This window comes from Calothrix sp. NIES-2100 (genome assembly GCF_963875285.1).
GTDB lineage: Bacteria > Cyanobacteriota > Cyanobacteriia > Cyanobacteriales > Nostocaceae > Aulosira.
This window is the reverse complement of the sequence record NZ_CAWNLA010000001.1, coordinates 8,337,797-8,360,982: the sequence shown is the minus strand read 5'-3', so window position 1 is coordinate 8,360,982 and position 23,186 is coordinate 8,337,797. Positions and strand designations below refer to the sequence as shown.

General features: G+C 39.2%; 17 protein-coding genes. 6 read left to right on the top strand and 11 right to left on the bottom strand.

Going from position 1 to position 23,186, the window contains the following annotated elements:
- Positions 1-14: 14 nt before the first annotated feature.
- Entirely contained in the window at positions 15-389 is a 375-nt protein-coding gene (locus AACU32_RS34005; RefSeq protein WP_096606503.1) for a hypothetical protein, read from the top strand.
- A gap of 536 nt (positions 390-925) precedes the next feature.
- On the opposite strand, the gene AACU32_RS34000 is transcribed toward AACU32_RS34005, so the two are convergent.
- The 10 genes from AACU32_RS34000 to AACU32_RS33955 form a co-directional block, all read right to left on the bottom strand.
- Entirely contained in the window at positions 926-1,954 is a 1,029-nt protein-coding gene (locus AACU32_RS34000) for an Npun_R2821/Npun_R2822 family protein (RefSeq protein WP_096606501.1), read from the bottom strand.
- Between the two features lie 16 nt (positions 1,955-1,970).
- On the bottom strand, positions 1,971-2,861 hold the full coding sequence (locus AACU32_RS33995; protein WP_096606499.1) for an Npun_R2821/Npun_R2822 family protein: 891 nt from the start codon (positions 2,859-2,861) through the stop codon (positions 1,971-1,973).
- Between the two features lie 3 nt (positions 2,862-2,864).
- Entirely contained in the window at positions 2,865-3,842 is a 978-nt protein-coding gene (locus AACU32_RS33990; protein ID WP_096606497.1) for an Npun_R2821/Npun_R2822 family protein, read from the bottom strand.
- A gap of 3 nt (positions 3,843-3,845) precedes the next feature.
- A complete protein-coding gene (locus AACU32_RS33985) occupies positions 3,846-4,805 on the bottom strand; it encodes a glycosyltransferase family 10 domain-containing protein (protein ID WP_339378513.1) in 960 nt (319 codons plus the stop codon).
- A gap of 44 nt (positions 4,806-4,849) precedes the next feature.
- Positions 4,850-6,067: a glycosyltransferase family 4 protein gene (locus AACU32_RS33980; protein WP_096606493.1), complete on the bottom strand. Its 1,218-nt coding sequence runs from the start codon at positions 6,065-6,067 to the stop codon at positions 4,850-4,852.
- A gap of 42 nt (positions 6,068-6,109) precedes the next feature.
- Positions 6,110-8,428, bottom strand: coding sequence for an ATP-binding cassette domain-containing protein (locus tag AACU32_RS33975; RefSeq protein WP_096606491.1), 2,319 nt, complete (start codon positions 8,426-8,428; stop codon positions 6,110-6,112).
- Positions 8,429-8,460: 32 nt separating this feature from the next.
- Positions 8,461-9,621: a glycosyltransferase family 4 protein gene (locus AACU32_RS33970; RefSeq protein WP_096608301.1), complete on the bottom strand. Its 1,161-nt coding sequence runs from the start codon at positions 9,619-9,621 to the stop codon at positions 8,461-8,463.
- 13 nt (positions 9,622-9,634) lie between these two features.
- Positions 9,635-10,678: a glycosyltransferase family 2 protein gene (locus AACU32_RS33965; protein WP_096606489.1), complete on the bottom strand. Its 1,044-nt coding sequence runs from the start codon at positions 10,676-10,678 to the stop codon at positions 9,635-9,637.
- A 100-nt stretch (positions 10,679-10,778) separates the two neighbouring features.
- Positions 10,779-11,795, bottom strand: coding sequence for a hypothetical protein (locus tag AACU32_RS33960; RefSeq protein WP_096606487.1), 1,017 nt, complete (start codon positions 11,793-11,795; stop codon positions 10,779-10,781).
- A gap of 537 nt (positions 11,796-12,332) precedes the next feature.
- Positions 12,333-12,560 (bottom strand): hypothetical protein, encoded by a 228-nt coding sequence (locus tag AACU32_RS33955; RefSeq protein WP_096606485.1) that lies wholly within the window; start codon positions 12,558-12,560, stop codon positions 12,333-12,335.
- A gap of 405 nt (positions 12,561-12,965) precedes the next feature.
- Between AACU32_RS33955 and gloB the strand changes: the two genes are divergently transcribed.
- The 5 genes from gloB to AACU32_RS33930 all read left to right on the top strand — a co-directional run bounded on the left by gloB (position 12,966) and on the right by AACU32_RS33930 (position 19,264).
- Positions 12,966-13,739 (top strand): hydroxyacylglutathione hydrolase, encoded by a 774-nt coding sequence (gloB, locus tag AACU32_RS33950; RefSeq protein WP_096606483.1) that lies wholly within the window; start codon positions 12,966-12,968, stop codon positions 13,737-13,739.
- A gap of 82 nt (positions 13,740-13,821) precedes the next feature.
- Positions 13,822-14,901, top strand: a complete 1,080-nt coding sequence (locus tag AACU32_RS33945) for a DUF2817 domain-containing protein (RefSeq protein ID WP_096606481.1) — start codon at positions 13,822-13,824, stop codon at positions 14,899-14,901.
- 166 nt (positions 14,902-15,067) lie between these two features.
- Entirely contained in the window at positions 15,068-15,526 is a 459-nt protein-coding gene (rplI, locus tag AACU32_RS33940) for a 50S ribosomal protein L9 (RefSeq protein WP_096606479.1), read from the top strand.
- 239 nt (positions 15,527-15,765) lie between these two features.
- Positions 15,766-18,468, top strand: a complete 2,703-nt coding sequence (locus tag AACU32_RS33935) for a replicative DNA helicase (protein ID WP_096606477.1) — start codon at positions 15,766-15,768, stop codon at positions 18,466-18,468.
- Positions 18,469-19,021: 553 nt separating this feature from the next.
- Positions 19,022-19,264 carry a hypothetical protein gene (locus tag AACU32_RS33930; protein ID WP_339378512.1) on the top strand — a complete coding sequence of 81 codons (243 nt, stop codon included), beginning with the start codon at positions 19,022-19,024 and terminating at the stop codon, positions 19,262-19,264.
- A gap of 329 nt (positions 19,265-19,593) precedes the next feature.
- On the opposite strand, the gene AACU32_RS33925 is transcribed toward AACU32_RS33930, so the two are convergent.
- Positions 19,594-23,034: an NB-ARC domain-containing protein gene (locus AACU32_RS33925; RefSeq protein ID WP_096606473.1), complete on the bottom strand. Its 3,441-nt coding sequence runs from the start codon at positions 23,032-23,034 to the stop codon at positions 19,594-19,596.
- Between the last annotated feature and the right edge of the window lie 152 nt (positions 23,035-23,186).

Below are 23,186 nucleotides of genomic sequence, written 5' to 3'. Positions count from 1 at the left end.
AATTAGGAGTTTTCATGTACTATTACCCTGTGCATCCACCATATTTTCTACTACTTGTTGGTTTATTGATAGCAATAACTTCTGGCATAGCCTTATCTGGTACTTTAAAAGTAATTGTACAGAAATGGCCAAGTGAGCGAGCAAAAAATGTTAAGCCAGCTTCCCCATTAAAACAACTCATTGTGCCATTTATTGGTATCACTGGTGGTACTTGTTTATTTCTCACCTCAGGGTTAGAAATATTTGGTTTTCCCACCTTGCTGGCTTTAGGAGTTGGCTTGCCAATTAGCTTACTAACTTGTCTACTAGTGTGGGTGCAATTGGGAAGTATGCTGGAGTTTGTAAAGCGCCAAGGTATGCAATCTCTGGATTTAGATTCTTTATCTTAGGATTAAAGAAAAATCATAGTTTTTCTCCCCTCTCCTAGTAGGAGAGGGGCTGGGGGTGAGGTCAAAATCCTCTACATCGAACTTACTTTAAGTTACGTCAAAAATATTGTATAAATCATCATCTTCTTTTATAAATCTTTTTAGTCTGAATATTCGATAAAAAAACACGCTGCGGTTAATCAACTTATCAAGTATTTTTCTCCAAAGAGAAATTTTTGGATATTCAATTTCTTTGTGAATCTGGAAGTAAATTGCTTTTTCTTGCAGATTCGATTGTCCATTTTGGATTCTTACTTATTCTATGCAGAATTCTTTAGAAATATTCATATGGGTTGAGCGAATTAGACTATAGGATTCATATTTGATTTTTGAAATATACGTAGTGGGGCTATGCCACACATATCCGGGCTTTGGTGGGCAATACCTACAGGTACTGAGATTTTTTCAGAAATCAAATCGGATTCCTATAGTAGTTATATTTATGTTTTATTAATTTTGAAACACATATTTTTACCTGCTTAATTTTTGCCTAAATCTTATTGAGCAACTCTATTCTTAAAATTGCGATAGTTAAGCTTAATATTGCTAACTTTTTGCTCGATAAAACTGCTAGTAAACTTTTTCAACTGCGTGAGTGCATTTGGACGGATAAATCTTTGAGGACGGCTTTCAGGCGATTTTAAGTAGCGATAATATAAAAAAACATCGCGATAAGGAATATCAACATCTTCACCACTACAAAGCCGCGTAAAATCTGAAGACGCTACACTCATATAGTGAAGATATGTTAGTGGTTCGCCTTGGTCATAAAGTATATTATCTACAACATCAAATTTAGAACTCCAATGACAACCAGTTCCTTGACCATGATAGGCGTAGTTGTAATAAGAAATTCCACTACGTAAAACTAAATAGTTAATAACTGTTTGATCCGAATCAGCCCATGCTAAGACATCAGCTTCACCAGCCTCTAAATTTTCTAGTAGCTTGGCTAAAATTGCATCATCAAAAATACCCTTTTTAGAAGCAAACCAACCAGAACAAAAAATATTGCTACTGACGTTTTTTAAATGCAAAAGATTTTCTATTTTATCTTGCGACCAGTTAAAAATATAATTCAAATCCGATTTATATTGATAATCATTTGTTACCCAATCATACTCATCTAATTTTTGATATACATCATCTAATGGTCTCATCAAAAGTGTATCACCATCAAAGAAAATAAACTTGTCAAATGGGCCATCTAGACAACAAAGTTTGCGATGCCTTTCTAGACGATAATTATCTGGTAAACCATATTCTTGCCATAGCTTTAATGCTCTTGGATGAGCTTTCCAAATCCGAGAGCCAAAGTTTTCCCAACGCGCTATGGAAGCATAATCTGCAAATAAAGTAACATTTTCTCGGATAGCAATTTCTGCCTTTACCTTGTCTAATTGCTCATTATATGGAATTACACAAACAGGAATTTTTCTACCTGCGTTAGCTTCTATACTGTTGAGTAAAGCAACCAATTGGTCATAAACGACATCATTAGCGAGAGTGTAAATACCATCAATCATGGAAGTACTCCTGATATTAAGTACGAGCAGTGACAAAAGGAAATAAACGCCGAGTTAGTTTTGGGATAAAAGCAAATTTACCCTCATGAAGATAGCGATAGTGATTCCACAATTCCCCATAAGGACTCTTGGTATTGATTTTGATTCCAGCCCAATGGAGATACTTTAATCGTTGTCCTCTGTCATAAAGAGCATAACCTTGCTGTTGAAAATTTCGGGAACCAGCCCAACTACCAGCCCCTCCCCCAGGAATTTTGACAAGATTACCGCGTTTATTAATTAGTTTGAGGACAAGATAATTTAAAATTGGTTGATCTGTAACGCCTTCCGAGAAATCAAAATATTCGCGATGCGCAGCACATTCACGCAAAGTTTCATCCATCTGTTGCTCAGTAATAGCGCCTTTTTTGGAAGCCCAAAAACCACTGTTGAAAACATCCTCTAGTTGGGTATCGGAAAAAATTTGTTGCTCTTTGACTAATGGAGAAAAGATATTGCGTAGCTTGTCATTCGCATGATGATAATCGCAGCAGAAGAAATCAACTTCAGCCAGCTTGTCTAAATTATCGGCAATTTTTTCAAAAACAACAATATCAGTATCAATATAAATAAACTCATCTAAAGGCCCAAACCAAGCTACTAGTTTCCGCATTTTGTTGGGTAAAGCCAAAAAATCCCGCTCAAAAATTTCGCCTATACGGTTGGTAAATTGCTCAATTAATTCTAGGTTTGGGAAAAGTTGCACGTTATGTAAGGTGCTGATTTTATCGGCAATATTATGATAATTATCATTAAAAGGTATGAGATAAATCAGAACTTCTTGGTCATAGAAGCGAATACTATTGAGTAATGCGATCGCATTATCCATCACCTTGTCGTTAGCAACTATATAAATACCTCGATTCATAAATTATCCTTGGGGAATTAACTTAAATTTTCTTAAAGCTCTGGTAAGGAAATTGGGTGGTGGAGCATCATAAGGTTGCCGATTATGATCAAACACTGGATGCTTTTCGGGTTCGTGTAAGTAGCGATAATAAAGAAATAATTCTCGATAGGGAAAATCAATATTTTCTCCAGCACATACAGCTTGATGGATGTTAGGAGGAACACCAATATAATGTAAATAAGTTAAACGATTTCCCCTGTCATAAAGAATATGCTCTTTTTCTTCAAAGTGCTTTGAGCTTATAGAACATCCTGTAGATTCATCAGATGGTAATTCTTGAGCAAAATTATATGTAGAAAGATTCGCTCTCATTACCATATAGTTAAGCAAAGGTTGTTCTCCTGCACCTGCATACAAAATTTCTCTTTCACCATTTTGCAGAGATAATAGCAGTGATTTTCTTTGTTCAGCATTAAAAATACCTCGTTTAGATCCATAAAAACCAGAACAAAATATTTCTGAATCTATCCGATTTTGCGGAAAAATTTCTCGCAATTTTAGAGAATTAACGTTATATACTTTACTAACGTCTTTAAATTGGAAATCATAAACAACAAAGTCATAACTATCTAGCTTTTCAAATACTGTTGTCAGTGAGTTCATCACTAAGGTATCAGCATCTAAGTAGATAAATTTATCAAAAGGGCCATCAAAGGCACAAAAACGACGGTGCGCACCATAGAGACGAAATTTACTGCGATTTAACCGTTCTGGTGCGGCTGACAGCATAAATTGATCCCAGCGGTTAATAGATTCTTGATCGTCGTAAATAAATACATTAGGACGCTTAACTATTTCATCCGCTATTTTTTGTATCTGATCATCAAAAGGATAGATACAGACAGGAATATCTTTACTTAAGATGGCATCAATACTATTAAGTAAAGCTAGTAACTGATCGAAAACATAATCATTAGCTAGGGTGCAAATACCATTCATATTTTATGAGTATTTATCAACAAAATTTGACAACCAATTCAAGAGATTTAGCTTGTGTAAAATGATTTGGCGTGCTTCAGCGATCGCATCTTTAGCTGCATACCAAGCATCAGGTGTAGCAGTCACTTCTTTGATGTAAGCAATGCCTTTTTCATCCAAACTAGGCAACCTTAAAAAGCTACCAGGTGGTAATAATTTATCAGCAGCAGATCCACCATAATAAATTGGTAGACACCATGCCAATAAAGAATCCCACATTTTTTCACTCACATACCAACCGTTGTCAGCATAATTTTCGATTGCCAAATTATAGTAGTATGGTGCCATGCCATGCCACTTGTGACCAAGTTCTCCCTTTGTATGCGACCATTCAGGTAAATTACGGCCATACAAATCAAATTTAATTCCACTCTCTTGTAGAGACTGCAAAAAATCTAACCGCTGGCGATGGTTAGCTGTACGATTAATTCCCGAAGTAATCCAACTACATGGCGCAACTTTTTCTGGTAATGGCATTTCATTTAAATCTTTAAATGATTTGGCGTGATACCAAATAGCCGGCATATAGTCAGGAACAGGCGCAAAGTCATCTGGGCCTGTAACGTAACCGCAATACTGTTGTGCTGACTGATAATTCTGTTTATTTATTTCTACAATCTCATCTAAAGGTGGTTCCCGGAGAAAATAAATAATTCGCTCTTTCGGTACACCACGCAATAAAGAATCGATATTAACTTCTGGTTTTTGTTGTCGTTTACGGAAACGATCTAACCAAGATAGCTGTGGGGCAGGTTGGGGAAAATCAAATTGATAAAGTAACAAAAAATCTGGCTTTGGTGCTGTTGTTAATACTTGGATATTTTGCCATAAGCCAAAGTGTTCAGGGGTTTGTTGCCACATCCAATCAGCACTTGTATTCAGTGATGAATAGCTGCTAATCATGCCAATAGTTTTCATAGTCATTTTATTATTGATAATTTGTTAGTTTTTAGCTGATTATTTTACCGTTACAATATAATTTGTGGACGCATATAATCTTCTAAGTAATTTAATATTTTAGTAATTCTATTCTCCCAAGAAAATTGATGTGCAAAATCTATACTAGCAGCATAACCTTCTATTTTTCTGGGATACACCTCTAAAGCATATTTAATAGCTTGAGCAAATTCATGTGCATTATCAGGTTCACTCCAAGTGGCTATTAAAGGCGAGTTTTTAAACTCCATTAAAGGTGGAATTTCAGTTGCAACTATTGGTGTTCCCGAAGCCATATACTGAAAAAATTTAACTGGATTCGTGAAGTTTGCTGATTTTCCAGAGCAGTGAGGATGAGCTAAAATGTCAGCTGCCTGAAACAAGCTAACTAATCGTTCCCGTGGAAGTATCCAGCCTAAAAATTTAATGTTTTCTATATGTTTATTTTTGACTATCTGTTCATAACCTTGTACTTGTGATTCTGTACCTCCCGTAATTACAAACTGCACTTCTGGTAGTTCCTTAGCACTGTCAATTAAAACATCAATTCCTTTGAAAGGATACAAAGCGCCGGAATAGACAACCAAATACTTACATTCATCTGTAAGTAGTTCTTGCCGCCATGCTTGAGCCTCTTGAGGTTGTCTAACTAAAAATGATTGATTGAATCCGTTATGTAGCCAAACAACCTTGTCTGCTGGCATACCATATTCTATTAAGCTTTCTCTGATTGGTTCAGACTGAGTTATGGCAATTTTAAAATATGGGCTATGGACAATTTCTGGCTCAAATTTTTGGTCTTGATAATAGTGCCGTTCATAAATAGTAAAAATTTGATTTTTGACTGCGGCTTTGGCAAAATTCCAATCTCTAGTATGGACAGTTTTTGTATGAGGCAATAGATGAAAAGGTAAGTAATACTTAGTCACTACTGTACTGGAGTTAGTATACTTACCACCTACTTGATCAATCGGCCAAGGCATTGGTAATGGAGCAACTTTGAGCTTTTGTTCAACATCATAAAACTCGATAAATTCTGCATTTGGTCGTCTGGGTTGATAAGGAGAAAGTAACGAAAGTGGATTAACAAACCGATTTCCTCTATCTGGATAGACTAAAACTGAGGAATACCCCAAGTTAGCTGCTGCATTAGCACAAAGAACATCATGAATTTCATGAGCAGTATCAGGTTTGAGTGAGAGTTCTGCTGTATAAAAAATATATTGATTCTTTCTTGATGAATTGTTCATTATTTTGAGAAATAAATAATATAGTGTGATTTGTTATTTGGGTTAAATATTAATTTTTTGCTCAATTATTTGTAATGTATCGATAAGAGAAATAGCAGTAGAATAAATTTCCATAACTAATTTATTTTCATCTTGAAGATTATAGTCTAAGTTGTCTGATAAGAACTTCAAGGAACTAAGCAAGAAGTTTATACCAATTCGTAGCTGCTTAGAACATTCACTAAATTTTTGAGCGTAGCTATTAAATTTGATACTCTTTTCAGTATCTAAAGGCAATTGACAATTAATATTGTGACGATCGATATCATCTAAGATATCAATCATGTTTAGAGTTTCTAAAGCTGATTTGTAGGATTCTTCAATTAATTCCTGCCATTCTTGGGAATTTTCTACAATGTCATCAAGTAATAGATTCAGAATGCCAATTATCGAGTTAAGCTGCGTCCGAATTTCGTGAGAAATGCGGATCAAGCTTTGATTCTGTGGAGCAGCAACCTCAAGGGGATAGCTCATCTGCGCTGAATACTTACGCATTGCATTCAGGATTTTGACACGAGCCGAGTTCTTGTGAGGAGGTTCAGCAAATTGCATTGAGTAGAGGCGTGAATAATAACCACCTTTTTCTAAAAGTTCTTTATGGGTTCCCACCTCTACTACACGCCCATGATCTAATACAGCAATTTGATCAGCTTTTTGGACTGTGGAAAGGCGGTGAGCAATAACTAGTGTTGTGCGATCGCGACTGAGATCCTCAAGAGCAGCTTGTACTAAGCGTTCAGACACCGTATCTAAAGCGCTAGTAGCTTCATCTAAAATCAGTATTTCTGGATTTTGTAGTAATGCGCGGGCGATCGCTAATCTTTGTCTTTGTCCACCTGATAGCATCACACCGCGATCGCCAATTAAAGTATCCAATCCTTGAGGTAATTTGCTAATAAACTCATAAGCATTAGCCCGCTTTGCGGCTGCGATAATTTCATCATCACTCACCTCACTGCGCCCATAGCAAATGTTATTCCGCACTGAGTCATTAAACAAAAATGTATCTTGACTGACAATTCCCATAGACTGTCGTAGTGATTTCATCTCAAAGTCACGTAAATCTATGCCATCTAGGGTGATGCAGCCAGATGTGGGATCATAAAATCTGCTTAACATGTCAGCCATTGTCGATTTACCTGCACCAGAACCACCTACTAAAGCTAGAGTTGTTCCTTGTGGCAAATATAAATCTACGTTATCAAGTACTAAATTCTCATGGTTAGGATAGGCAAAACAAACATGATTGAAATGTATTCCCTGCTGTAAATTTTGATAGAGAATCTTACCACGATTCATCAATGGCTTATTATCTTTTCGTAAAAAGTCAGCCACAACATCTACACTCGTAGAAGTGTTAGCAAAGCTACTACGAAGAACATTTAACTGAGAAATTAATGGCAGCAGTCGCAGTAGCACTAATAAATATGTCAGCAAAACGGCTGAAACTGTAGTAATTTGAGATGTAAATAAAGCGCGACCGATTAACACAATCAATATTAAAGCTATAATGCCAGTGACCTCGCTAACTGGCCCAATAGCTTCCGAATTAACTTGAGATAGAAAATCTGCTTTTTCGCGATCGCGAATTAGTTGCTGAATCCGTTTATATTCTCTTTCTTCGTTTCCACTTGATTTAACTAAGCGAATTCCGTTTAATACTTCTAGCACAGTGATAGAATAAGCTTTCGACATCTCCGAAAGCTCATTACCATAATATTTTGAACGTTGAATAGCGTACTGATTTACTAATGTAATTAAAGTCAACAAAAGCGTAGTAGCGATAGTTAACTGCCAGGAAATTGATAACAGCAAAGCTACGAAAACTAAAATAGTAATTACTAAAATAACTAATCTAATTGCACTACCTATTGTACTCGCAGCACGGCTAATTTCTCCACCAAGTGTGTTAATTATGTCCCCCACTCGCATCTTGGTGTAATAATGTAAATCTACTTCTAGTAATAATTCTAACCCAGCTTCTCTCATGTCTGAAGTTAGAGTTCGCGTTAAAGAGTTTGAAACTAAACTACTGAGATAACTAGATAAATTTTTCAAAAAAATTATAAATACAATAGAGGTAGACATCACAGCTAGTCGGTAATTTTCTGGCACCTTATCGAAGGGAGATATGATTATTTTAAGAAGAGGTGGAGCGCCTGTTAAATCTACTGTTTGACCGACAATTTGGAGAATAATTGGTATAATTAATGTGGTGCCAACACCATTAAATAAAGCTCCAGAAAATCCTAAAAAAATTGTTGATAATATCCTCCGAGGATATGGTTTAACAAATTTACTTAGTAGCTTAAGGTTAGACATGATAATTTAAAAATAAATTTATATATAATTGGTTATAAACGATTCATTACTTCTGTTATGGTAGATGACATGGTTAACAAACTATATTTTTTTACACATCTTTCTCTAGCTTTTATTCCTCTTTCATTTGCTGCTGCTAAATCCTCAAATATTAATTGAATTTGTTCAGCAATTTGTTCGGGACAACCAGGATCAACTAAATAACCAGTGTCATCTAAAATTTCGGGAATATCTCCTACCCGCGTTGATAAAATAGGTTTAGCCATTGCCATTCCATCTGTTAACTTGAGGGGAAATTGGGCTTGAGCAATTAGAGTATCTCGTTGGGGAACAACTACAATATGAGCAGCAGCTACTACTTCAGGCATTTGCTCTACAGGGCACTTTGGCAACTTAATAATCCAACGACCCCATTTTTGAATTAGTTGGTCGTCATAATCATCGTAAGGACTACCACCGACAATCACTAATCTTAAATCTTGTTCATTCAATAGATCTAAAGCTAGTAAAACATCTTCAACTCCTTTGTGAGGTCGTGGCGCTCCCGGAAACATTAAAACTCTATATTTAGAAAGTCCATAACGCTCTCTACTTGCTTCAGGGTTATACTTATGGGGGTCAAACATTGCCGTATCTTTGCCATTAGGTATATAAACACCACCAAAGCGTTTTTGGAGAAAATTAGTATCTATGGTGACTACATCTGCTTTTGGCACTAAGCGTTCTATCCACTGTAGATAAAGTGGATGATCGGGAAATTTTAATGCTCCATTTTGCTTGAAAATATCCCTATATAATTGCTTAAGACTCGGATTATATTTCCATTCAAACCCTCCATGCCAACTGAGTTCCCAATCATCCATATCTAAAAATAAAGGACGATGTTGGCTGAGTTTGTGAACTAAAGACACACCAAAACTTGATGGTTTGGGTTTAACTGCATAAATAATATCGCCATCCAGTTTTTGTAACAGTTTTTTGGCTGATAGCAGAAACTCAGGATAGTTTTTCCCAATCACATAATTAATAGGTATTCCTGAAGGAGGAGTGGCGTAGATTTCTTTACCAAATAAAAATCCTACTACCTCTACTTCATAATCTATTTTTTGGAGAATTTGAGCTAGTAAAAAGGCTCGGACTGTGCCTCCACCAGCAAAATCACTAACTACTAAGGAAACTTTACCTTTTATCATATTGACACATGTTTCATTCACTACCAATAAAAGTTGGATTGTAACTTTTGAAGATGTTAGTTATTTTGTGCCAAACTGCTATGATTTTTTGGGAGCGTGGCCCCCGGTATTTTTCATATAATAAAAAGCTGGGAATAATTAGCCGAATTCTGTAAATCTGTTTTAGCAAATAGCTAGAATTAATCTGAATCTTATTATTGAGCAAGTAAAAAGGAGGGTAAAACATTGTCATCAACTTAGCAAAATTGTTTTCCTCTTTTTCTCTAATTGCTTCTTTAATTAAGAAATGTATGCCTGTTTGACACAAAGGAAGTAAATCCTTGTGCTTACTGTATGCTGTCTCATAGAACATAATGTAATAATTTTTCATGTAAGACCAATTATTAGTTCTATTAAACTGATGTTTGGTGTAATATGCTCCGATCATAGGTGTGTAGACAAAATCTACACCTAAAAGTAAAAGGTCTAGTGGAAAGTCTCTATCTTGCAGAGCCTTAAGGCGCTCATCAAAAATTTTTTTCTCTAGAACATGTCTATTCATAAGTAGACATTGTTGCAGCAAGGGAAATGGAGAATCAGCTAGAAAATCAGGAATTAGCAATCGCGCAATTAATTCCTCTCTTGTCAAAGCACCAACAATATTTTCTTGGATGTTAATAATTTTTTGCTCTTTGTTGATAAAGACTCGTTCATAATCTGTATAAAAAACAGTATTATTCTCATTTACTTCCTCAGATAAATGAGTTAATTGAAATCTAATCTTATCTTCGTGAATCCAATCATCTCCATCTAAAAATTGAATCCACGTACCATTGGCTTTTTTAAATCCAAAATTACGAGTTGAAGATACCCCACCATTTTCTTTGTAGAAGTAACTGACTCGGGAATCAAGACTCATCAATTGCTCAACAATTTCTTGAGTGTTATCAGTAGAGCCATCATCGACAATAATACATTCAATGTCTGTAAATGTTTGTGCTAGAACACTTTTTACTGAGCGTTCTAGGTAGCTTGCTTGATTAAAACAGGTAACAATGATGGAAACAACTGGAGCCATTTAGTAAACACTCCTCTGATTGAAAAGTTGCAGATAATATTTTGCTGTTGTTGTGATAGCAAAACTTAGTTTCCCAACTATAAGATAGTAAATTTAGGATTTACAACTTAGAAATAGCGGGAATTTTGATTGATATATTAGCGCACTGCAAATAATACTTAAGCAGTGCTGTATAAATGCGATCCATTGAAGGTGATTGATACTTTTTCTCAGGTTCACCATCATGTGACCCCCAAATTACTGGAAAAGGATTTGGTTCCCACACCATTAAATTTCCCTGGGTGTCATAGCTGTAATCAAAAGCCATGAAATCAAAACCTAATGCTTTTCTTGCCTTTTGCAATAGATAATGATTAGGATCTTCGCCACTAAAATAAGCAATCTCTTCAGCTATTATTGCTTCATTAGTGACGCGATCATCGTTGTCTCTCACTTCCCAAGATTTTGAAACCATTAAAGGGCCGGGAATGCCTTCATCTCCCATAGCAAAGTAGCGATATTTACGATACAAACCATCCTCTCCCTGAACATCTAAAAATTCCACTGCTATGGGAGCAATGAATTTTTCAAAAGGTACGTTTTCTATTTCTTCAGGATGTTGTATGAAAAAAATTTGACTACCATGTACCCAGTCTTCTCGGATGAAAAAAGGAGTTGATAAACCTCCTTGGGTCTTTTTAAATTCCTCTACATTGGTGATGGGAATTGTTTTAGCAGTACGAATTCCGACATCCCCAATTAACTTTGATGCAATTGATTTGATGGAATTGGAGAGATTATCTACAGGGTTAATAATAGGAATGTTGTGTAATTGACACTGCGCCTCTAATTCTTGGGCATATTTATAAATATGAGGAAATCTTTCTTTGAGTGGGTCTTGTAACCAAGGTAAAAATAGGGCGTATCTTTCCCAATTATTTATTTCACAAGGAAGATAATGGACTTCAAATAGATGTGCGGCTTCTGGAACGTTTTGACTGACCCAATAAAGAAAGTAGTCATTATATGTAGACTGGTGATCGCGCTGTCGCACTACAAGGATACGCTTTGGATAACGGATGTTATTTATAGCATCCCGAATTGCGGAAATTAGCTGTTGACCTAATTGATTGCTCATAGATATCTATGCTTAATATTATGTAATCATGACTATTTTTTACTGGAATATTAGGACTAGCCATAATCCAGAAAATTTTATCAGATGCAATTTTGTTTATTAAATTTTGGCTGGATTTACATTTTTACAGTTTTAAATTCATCTTAATCTAATTAAAGATAATTTAATATTGGTTACTTTAACTAGGGAGAATCTACGTAAAATATTGATAAGGAATTATTGAAGTAAATTTAAAATCAGTAATTCTAGGGTTGTAAAAAATTATAGACTTGTTAGCAAATAATTAATTGTGATTTATATTTACTAATAATTAGAACAAAAACATAGGTTATTTTTTTTGTGGCTAGTAGTCATTTGTAGGGAATTATTTTTATTTCGGATAAAAATGAATTCGCTTATATTTTAGGTTTTCTTGATACTTTTAATTTGATTTAATATAAATATTTAGGATTGCTATAACTAGTGCGTTTCATCGTTCTAGAGTATACGCACTAGTTTTTACCCCTGAGGATATATAGCCAAAATTACCCAAAAATTTTACCAGTCAAGTAATTTTAGCCTCCCTGTTTGCAGATAATCAAATATGCGGTTAATTTGGCGGCGATCGCCATCATTAATATTGCCATTAGCCAAAACAGTGGAGGTAAGTAAGGTATGATCTGTACGGCTCATTCTACCTGATGAGAGAATACGGTCTACAATTGGCTTAACTCCTATGTCTGATTGACTATTGACGGGTGCGTACATCAATGTTTGATAATTCATAAATCTCCTACAGATGCAATCAAACATGACAATATTTGCTCACTCTTAAATATGTAAAAAAGAGCTAGGTCAAAATTTAAGAAATATTAAATTTTATCCATATAGAGCAAAGATTGCAGATTCCTGATGATCAAATTTCTTTTTGTATTAAAAACAAAAAGAATAAGTTCACTCTAACTTCGCATTTTAGCTACTTTCCAGAGAAATTGTACTGATTAATCAAAGCATTTATTATTGTTTTTTATTATCGATTAGGGGTAAATACGGTTGTGTATTGAGATGGTTAATGGGTTTTCCAGGTAGAATGAACAAAATATAGAGACTTCGTATAGCTAAGCTAATACGCTTCTAAATTTGTCAAAGCTGTCATTAGTCATGGATCATTAGTCCGAGGAATTTGAAGTTATGCAGGTTTTTCATCTTGAAGCACTTTCCGATAACTACATATTCTTGTTATATGATCGCACGCAGAATATCGCGGCGGTTGTCGATCCGGCGGAGACTGAACCAGTATTAAAGCAACTGGCAGAACTGAAAGCTGAGTTGGTTGCAATTTTTAACACACACCATCATCAAGACCATGTGGGTGGTAATAAGCAGCTCATGCAACACTTTCCTGGGGTGACAGTATATGGCGGAGTCGAGGATCGGGGGAGAATTCCCGGACAGCAGGTATATTTAGAAGACGGCTCTCATGTGCAATTTGCTAACCGTGTAGCTGAAGTTGTCTTCGTACCTGGACATACCCGCGCCCACATTGCTTATTATTTTCCCCCAGAAATAGCTGGTGAACCTGGGGAATTATTCTGTGGCGATACCTTGTTTGCTGGGGGTTGTGGTCGTTTATTTGAAGGGACACCTACACAAATGGTGAACTCTTTAAATAAACTCCGCTCTCTCCCTGATAATACTCGTGTTTGGTGTGCCCATGAGTACACATTGAATAATTTAAAATTTGCTCTGACTGTAGATGGAGAAAACAGCGATTTACAAAAGCGCTTTGAGGAAGTCAAGGCTTTCCGTAGTCGGGGGGAAGCTACTGTCCCTTCGCTGCTGGGAGTGGAGAAACGCACCAATCCTTTTTTACGCTGGGAGCAGCCAACACTACAATTAGCTGCGAAGAGTAATGATCCTGTGCAGACTTTTGCGCGTATCCGGGGAATGAAGGATAAGTTTTAGTCATTGGTCATTGGTCATTGGTCATTTGTCATTTGTTCTTTGTTCCCGTGTCTCCGTGTCTCCCTCATCCCCAATCCCGGATATGTCCTATACCAACGCCTTTTCTCCCGACTACACCACAGCGCGGAATCGGTTCCGGGCTTCGGCGTTGGCTTTGGGGTGTCGCCTAGAAGCATACTCGATTGAGGAAACTGGGCCTGATGGGGAAGACTTGACTATTGATGTGGCGATGCTGGGAAACGCCAATCCTCAGCAGGTGGTAGTTGTTTCCAGTGGTTTGCATGGGGTGGAGGGGTTCTTTGGTTCTGCTGTGCAATGTGCTTTGCTGGAGGAGCGTCTTGTAAGTTGGAAGCGAAGTCAGGAGATGGCTTTATTACTATTACATGGGTTGAATCCCTACGGTTTTGCTTGGTGCAGGCGGTGGAATGAGGATAATATCGATCTCAACCGTAATTTTCTGCTACCTGGTGAAGAATACCGGGGGAGTCCCCAAAAGTATGGTGATTTAAATGCTTTCTTTAACCCAACTTCACCGCCATCTCGGTTTGAGCCGTTTGTTTTAAAAGCGATCGCAATTATTCTGGGCTATGGTATTACTTCTTTAACAAAGACTTTACCAGTAGGGCAATACGACTTTCCCCAAGGATTATTTTTTGGCGGACATTCTCCCTCAAAAACTTACCACATTCTGGATGCAAATTTGTCTCGCTGGATTGGAGAAGCTACAGATGTAGTACATATTGATTTACATACAGGATTGGGTAAAAAAGCAACTTATAAACTTTTCATTGATGATCCGCCGGAATCAAAGTCTCACCAGTGGCTAACGGAGAAATTTGGCGCAGATTATGTAGAAGCTGATCAAACCAGGAAGGTGACTTACAAATTTCGCGGGGGGTTGGGGACTTGGTGTCAGGCGAAATTTCCCCAATCTAATTATAGGTATCTGACCGCCGAATTTGGCACTTATCCAGTTATTCAGGTAGTTGAAGCATTGCGAGCAGAAAACCGTGCCCATTTTTTTGCCCCAGCAAATCACCCATCAAAAGAATGGACAAGCCAGCGATTAAAGGAGGTTTTTGTACCTGCAGATAAGAGTTGGCGATCGCGGTGTGTCTCTCAAGGACTGGATTTAGTAGGTCAGGCGATCGCAGCATTTTAAGCCAATACAATATTTTTGGCAAATAGTAGTTGCGATCGCACCCTACCATTCGCTAGGATCTTTAAGCTTTGGGGTATAAGCCAAGCCACTTGGGATACAGCTACACATCTGTGAGCTATCCGGCTGCCACCCAAGTTAATGAGATTCTACAGGAAAACGAAAAACAATGGCGAAACGCGTACAGTTAGTTTTAACTCAGGATGTTAATAAACTGGGTAAATTAGGCGATTTAGTGGATGTAGCACCGGGCTATGCTCGTAATTATTTAATTCCTCAAAAAATGGCAACTCATGCTACTCCTGGTATTCTCAGACAAGTAGAACGCCGTCGCGAACAAGAACGTCAACGGCAATTAGAATTGAGACAACAAGCTTTGGAACAAAAAGCAGCTCTGGAACAAGTTGGCAGCTTGAGAATTGCCAAGCAAGTTGGTGAAAACGAAGCTATTTTCGGTACTGTTACCAGCCAAGATGTTGCTGATGCAATTCAAGCAGCGACAAATCAAGAAATTGATCGTCGTGGTATTACCCTCCCGGATATTAACCACCTTGGTACTTACAAAGCTGACATTAAGCTGCATTCGGAAGTAAGCGCCCAAGTCACTATTGAAGTTGTGGCTAGCTAAGAAAATAATTCGTAGTTCGTAATTCGTAATTCGTAATTTCTATTAATTGAGGATGTGGGTAAGTGAATTTATTAATGGAACAAGAAAAATGTTTTTCCTTGTTTCCAGTTACTAAATTCATCTGCGGACTAATTACGAATTACGAATTAATAATTACGAATTATATAGTTAGTGTGAGACGACAGATTTTAGATTATAAGGGTAGATAGCTCAACCTCGATCGCAATTGAAAATCGCTTATGGCTGAACAACTAAGTTTTCAAGGCGATGGTAGCGATGCCTACGGCAACCCCTCCGGGCAACGCCTCCCACCCCAAAATATTGAGGCGGAAGAAGCGATTTTGGGGGGAATTTTGCTCGATCCAGAAGCGATTACGCGAGTTAGCGATCGCTTAGTTGCCGGAGCTTTTTACATTAGCGCCCACAAAGAAATTTATCAAGCAGCGCTACAACTCCACGCCCAAGGTAAACCGACAGATTTGCTTTCAGTTACTAGTTGGTTGGCTGATAATGATATGCTGAACCGCATTGGCGGGAGAAATAAATTAGCCACCATTGTAGATCGTACAGTTTCAGCCGTAAACATTGACTCTTTAGCAATGTTGGTAATGGATAAATTCCTGCGGCGACAGTTAATTAAAGCTGGGAATGAAATTGTGCATCTTGGATATGAAACTGATAAAGAATTACCAATTGTTTTAGATCAGGCGGAACAGAAAGTTTTTGGTGTCACTCAAGACCGTCCCCAATCAGGTTTAGTTCACATTTCTGATACGCTGATTAATAATTTTCAGGATATTGAAGAGCGAAATCAAGGTATTGCTTTACCGGGAATTCCTTGTGGATTTTATGATTTAGATGCTATTACCAGTGGCTTTCAGCGTTCTGATTTGATTATTGTTGCTGCTAGGCCTGCAATGGGAAAGACAAGCTTTTCGATGAATATTGCCCAATATATTGCCAATTCCGAAAGTATTAGCCGGCATGGTGACATTGTCGAGATGAAGAAATTACCAGTTGCAATTTTCAGTTTAGAAATGTCTAAAGAACAACTGGTGCAACGTCTATTAGCTAGCGAAGCCGGAATTGAAAGCGGTTATCTGCGCAGTGGAAGGCTGAGTCAAGCACAGTGGGAACCTTTAAGCCGTGCTATTGGTATGCTTTCTGAGATGCCAATTTTTATTGATGATACGCCGAATATTACCGTGACGCAAATGCGTAGTCAGGCGCGGCGATTGCAAGCGGAACAAGGTAGGGAACTGGGTTTAATTGTGATAGATTACTTGCAATTAATGGAAGGAGCAGGTGATAACCGGGTACAAGAATTATCGAAAATTACACGTTCTTTGAAAGGTTTAGCGCGGGAATTATCGGTTCCCGTTATTGCTTTATCGCAGTTAAGTCGCGGTGTGGAAGCACGTACTAATAAGCGTCCAATGTTGTCGGATTTGAGAGAATCGGGATGCTTAACTGGCGATAGTTTGGTGAAGTTAGCAGACACTGGCTTACAAGTACCAATTCGTGATTTAGTAGGCAAATCGGGCTTTGCAGTTTTGGCATTAAATGAAGATACAATGCAATTAGAAAAGGCGATTGTTAGTCATGCCTTTTCTACAGGTGTGAAGCCTGTATTTACCTTAACGACTCGATTGGGGCGAAAAATTCGTGCCACAGCTAATCACAAGTTTTTAACTATTAATGGTTGGTGTAGGCTAGATGAACTAAGTCCTAGACAACATTTATGTTTACCCAGGTATCTACCTATTACTGGGAAACAAACCATGACTTATGCTGAGGTTGCATTATTAGGGCATTTAATTGGTGACGGTTGTACATTGCCACGTCATGCCATACAGTACACGACTAGGGAGATAGATTTAGCCGAGAATGTTGCTTTCTTAGCAAAAGAAGTTTTTGGAGATGCAATTATTCCTAGAATTTCACCTGAACGTGGTTGGTATCAAGTTTACTTGTCCGCAGCACAACATCTAACTCATAGTGTGAGAAATCCAGTAGCGAAATGGTTAGAATCGCTTGGTGTTTTTGGGTTAAGATCTTACGAAAAATTTGTACCTCAAGACTTATTCTCACAACCAGAAGAGTTAATAGGTTGTTTTCTTAGACATATTTGGAGTACAGATGGATCTATAAAGTTGGTTGCAGGTAAAAGATTAAGACCGATTGCGTATTATGCAAGCAGTAGCTACAGATTAGCTGTTGATGTACAAACACTTTTATTACGTCTTGGTATTAATGCAACACTCAAGATAGTTCCTCAAGAGGGCAAAGGTAGAAACCAGTATCATGTAAAAATAACTGGTAAACCTGACCTGGAATTATTTATCAAAAAGGTGGGAGCAGTAGGAGAATATAAGCTAAGTTCACTCAAAGAAATTGTTGATTACTTGCAAAACTGCATTCACAATACTAATAGAGATATAATCCCTAAAGATGTTTGGAAAATACACGTTGTACCTGCAATGCAAGCTGTCGGCGTGACAACGAGAGCATTACATTCCGACATTGGCACATCCTATTGTGGCTCTGCGCTTTACAAAGCAAATTTGAGTCGAGAAAGAGCTTTAAAAGTTGCTAACGTTGTTCAATCTAGTGAATTGCTTGCTCTTGCCAAAAGTGATGTTTATTGGGATGAAATAGTTTCAATTGAATATAACGGCGAGGAAGAAGTGTTTGACCTTACTGTTCCTGGCTTGCATAATTTCATTGCCAACAATATCATAGTTCACAATTCAATTGAACAAGATGCGGATTTAGTAATTATGTTGTACCGCGATGATTACTATAATAATGACACTCCCGATCGCGGTATTGCAGAAGTGATAGTGGCTAAACACCGCAACGGGCCTACGGGTACAGTTAAACTTTTATTCGATCCGCAATTCACGAAGTTTAAAAATTTAGCTCGACCGAGTAATTATTAAAATTGCTAAGTAGGTAGACATAATTAAATTTAAGATGTCATTGCGTTCGTGCAGCGTCTGGCAGAGAGGAACGAAGCAATCGCAAAGACTGGGATTGCTTCGTCGTTTCTCCTCGCAATGACAGAACATAGATCTACTTCTTATTCACTATTGGATGCGATCGCGGCTGACATTGTGTGGTTAATAATGTTTACATTCTTACTTTGCTTACCCGATATATCGCCCGCAGGCTGGAAGCCTGGGGCTAACACTACAAAGCCCACCTTCGTGGGCTGAATTTCTTAGCCCACGAAGGTAGGCTTTGTTCGATTAGCCGCACCCGGAGGTGACGGCGGGATTTCGGGATCAGCGCGGGATCTCACCCCTGATTCGCTAACAGCATTCTCCTTTGAGGCTGAAGGTTGAGCCTTTAAGTAGTTAAACAAAATTAATTACACAATGTCATTGCGAATGGAGCGTTAGCGCAGCGTTAGCGACGAAGGAGCGTCAGCGGAATGAAGCAATCGCAAGGGCTGGGATTGCTTCGCTTCGCTCGCAATGACTGTAATTAATTTTGCGTGGTTACTTAAGCTTGAACATTGCACCTTTAAGCCTGAACGTTGCAGCTTTGAGGCTGAAGGTTGAACCTTTAAACCTGAACGTTGCGGCTTTGATGCGGAAAATTGCGGCTTTTATCTTGAACGTTGCAGCTTTGATGCGGAAAATTGCGGCTTTTATCCTCAACGTTGCGGCTTTGAGGCTGAAAGCTATAGAAATGAGCATGAACAATTGTGCTGATATCACGACAGATGAGTGATTTATCAAAATTCATCGTCAGTGGAACGAAACCAAGGGAGTAAATTGCTAGATTAGCACAGTGTTTTGCTTGGAGAATCCCAAAAAATAAATGATTCGCCCAGTAGTAGCAGAGCATGGATAAGATATTTGTCTCACCGAAAGTCTTTGGATGCCGTGCTACTACAATTTGGGTATGTTTTTAATTGGATATTTCTTGGCTGGCAATCACAATTATCTAACCCGACTCGATATTATCCCCATTCTCCACAAGTGGCTACCGATACAACCCCCGCAAACCAACCCATATCCGACTTTCTTAATTACGAATTACGAATTACGAATTACGAATTACTCTTTTGTGCTATGCAAGCGCAAAAAATGCACCCGTCCTGATGCATCCCCAGCAACAACTTTTACTCCGTCAGATGCAATAGCACAGCAATATATTGAACTTTCCCCTGTGAAACTGGCAATTACTTCCCCAGTTTGCCAATTCCAGACTTTGAGGATTCTGTCATCGGAACCAGAAATCGCGTATAAGCCATCAGCACTCAGGGCGATCGCTCTTACCACGTCACTATGATCTTTGAGAGTCCGCATTAGTTCACCAGTTTGCCAATTCCGGACTTTGAGGGTGCTCTCATGGGAAACAGAAATCGCGTATAAGCCATCAGCACTCAGGGCGATCGCATTTACCGCGCGACTATGACCTACTAGAGTCCGCAGTAGTTCACCAGTTTGCCAATTCCAGACTTTGAGGGTGTAGTCATCGGAACCAGAAATCGCGTATAAGCCATCAGCACTCAGGGCGATCGCATTTACCGAGTTACTATGACCTTCGAGGGTACGCAGTTGTTGTCCGGTTTGCCAATCCCAGACTTTGAGGGTGTTGTCATGGGAAGCAGAAATCGCGTATTTGTCATCTGCACTCAGGGCGATCGCATTTACCGAGTCACTATGACCTTCGAGGGTACGCAGTTGTTGTCCGGTTTGCCAATCCCAGACTTTAAGGGTGCTGTCAGAGGAAGCAGAAATCGCGTATTTGTCATCTGCACTCAGGGCGATCGCATTTACCGCGCGACTATGACCTACTAGAGTCCGCAGTTGTTGTCCGGTTTGCCAATTCCAGACTTTGAGGGTGTAGTCATCGGCAGCAGAAATCACGTACTTACCATCTTTTGTGAGGGCGACTGCTTTTACCGGGTAACTATGACCTACTAGGGTACGCAGTTGTTCTCCAGTTTGCCAATCCCAGACTTTGAGGGTTCTGTCACCGGAAGCAGAAATCGCGTATTTGCCATCTGCACTCAGGGCGATCGCTCTTACCAAGTAACTATGACCTACTAGAGTCCGCAGTAGTTCTCCAGTTTGCCAATTCCAGACTTTGAGGGTGCTCTCATGGGAACCAGAAATCGCGTATTTGCCATCTGCACTCAGGGCGATCGCATTTACCGCGCGACTATGACCTACTAGAGTCCGCAGTAGTTCTCCAGTTTGCCAATTCCAGACTTTGAGGGTGCTGTCATGGGAACCAGAAATCGCGTATTTGCCATCAGCACTCAGGGCGATCGCATTTACCGAGTCACTATGACCTTCGAGGGTACGCAGTTGTTGTCCGGTTTGCCAATCCCAGACTTTGAGGGTGCTGTCATGGGAAGCAGAAATCGCGTATAAGCCATCAGCACTCAGGGCGATCGCTCTTACCGAGTCACTATGATCTACTAGAGTCCGCAGTAGTTCACCAGTTTGCCAATTCCAGACTTTGAGGGTGTAGTCATCGGAACCAGAAATCGCGTATAAGCCATCAGCACTCAGGGCGATCGCTCTTACTGAGTAACTATGACCTACTAGAGTCCGCAGTAGTTCTCCAGTTTGCCAATTCCAGACTTTGAGGGTGTAGTCCTCGGCAGCAGAAATCACGTACTTACCATCTCTTGTGAGGGCGACTGCTTTTACCGGGTAACTATGACCTACTAGGGTACGCAGTAGTTCACCAGTTTGCCAATTCCAGACTTTGAGGGTGTTGTCACCGGAACCAGAAATCGCGTATAAGCCATCAGCACTCAGGGAGATCGCATTTACTGAGGAACTATGACCTACCAAGGTACGTACTAAGGGACCGCCAGGAGGAGTTAAACTTGCTATTTGCGGAAGCAAGCCACAAATTTTGCATTGGTGCGCTTGGGTTAACAATCTCTGAATTTCTTCTCTTGCAAAACCCAGCAACCGCCCTAATAATTGCCCCGCCAATTGCTGTTTATCTTGATTTAAAATATGTGCCGACAGTTGCAATGCACCTTGAATTAACTGTAAATTCTCATCCTCCGGCAAAAAATCATAATCTGCTATCAAAGCATTAATATTAATGTTCTCCAACTTCGCTTGTAACCAGCGAAAATCACACAGCAGTTGTTCTAATTCTCTTTCCCTTCCCCCAGCCAGCAAGTGATAGGCTAAATTCTCCCAGATATAGCCGTCATTTTCTAAACTATGCCAACCTTGGGGGTATTTTTCGCTGTAGGCGTTTAAAAGCTGGGCGTGTAATGCTGGTAAATTTGACACTGCACCCCGCAAGTAAAGGTATTGTAAGTCATGCAGTTCTATTTGTCGTTGAGGCGCTTCCCCTGTAGTGCGGAGTAAGGCTTTGCGCGCTAGAGTCGTCAGTAATTTACGAGCATTACGTTCAGTTAATCTGTTGCTATACGTCCAAATTTTGACAATAGCGGCTTCCGGTACAGGTGTATCTTCTGGGAAAACTGCTAGTTGCAAATAGTTTTGTGCTGCTTGTTCTGGCAGTGCTTCAATGCTAATCTTAATTGATTTCAAGATGCTGCCATGAGGATGTTCAAAAAACTCTAAATCAGCTTCCCTTAATGCTTCTAACAAATCTGACCACGGTGTACCATCCCTTACCATTGCACCATTGAGGGATAGCGCCAATGGCAAATACCCACATTGCTTTGCTACCTCTTGTGCTGTTGTCGGTAACTCCTCTAAAGGTTGATTTACCCAATCTGCCAAAAGTGCTAACGCCTGTTGTTCACCTAAAACCCCAAGCTGATATTCTTCCCCTCCCAATCCCGTCACTATCGCTGCATCACGGGTGGTAATTAACATTTGACAGCGTTCCCCCAACACATCAAACGCCGTCGCATCATCCAAACACCAAGTATCATCCAAAATCAGCAAGCAAGTTTTCTCGGCAAACAACTCCCGTAACCGCGCTTTCGCCAATCCCACCTCAGTAAAAGCCGCTTGCAAGTCGCCCAACGCCGAAGCAATATAAGATTGCCAAGTTAAAATTTGGGGCGTTTGTCCAACTGTTATCCAAAATACCCCATCAGGAAACGCCTTTCTAACTTCTTCATCCCGCGCTAAGGCTGTAGCTAAGACTGTTTTACCAATTCCGCCCATTCCTTGCACACCAACGCGGCGACTTTTCCCTGTAATTGCCACAGGTTGTTTTGTTTGTGATAATACTTTCTGTTTTAAGGGTGCAAGTTCTTGTTCACGGGGTAAAAAGTGCGGCGGTAATTCTGGAACGTTGGTAAGATTGCCTGAATTCGTTTTAGAAAGAGCTTGCTCGATTTTATATAATTCCTGCTCCAAGCGTTTGAGTTCTGTTTCCTCAGCTTGGATTTGTTGTTGTAACTTAAACTGAACATCAGGACTATTCTCAATTGCTAAAGCCTGACGCAACCGCTTTAACTTCTCAGTTCTCAGATCCCACTCGGCTTGAAGGTTATCTCGCTGTTGTGCCAATCGCTGTTGTTGGTTGATATTCGTCATTGCCGGGGTTGAGAAGCGCTGGTATTAAGTATACATGGTAGGGAAAGGGGGGAACGGGGAAGAGGGGAAAGGGGGTTTTTCTTTGCGTCTTTGCGTCTACCCTGCGGGAACGACTCCGTCGTATGCGTGAGAAAAAATAAACCGCAGAGGAC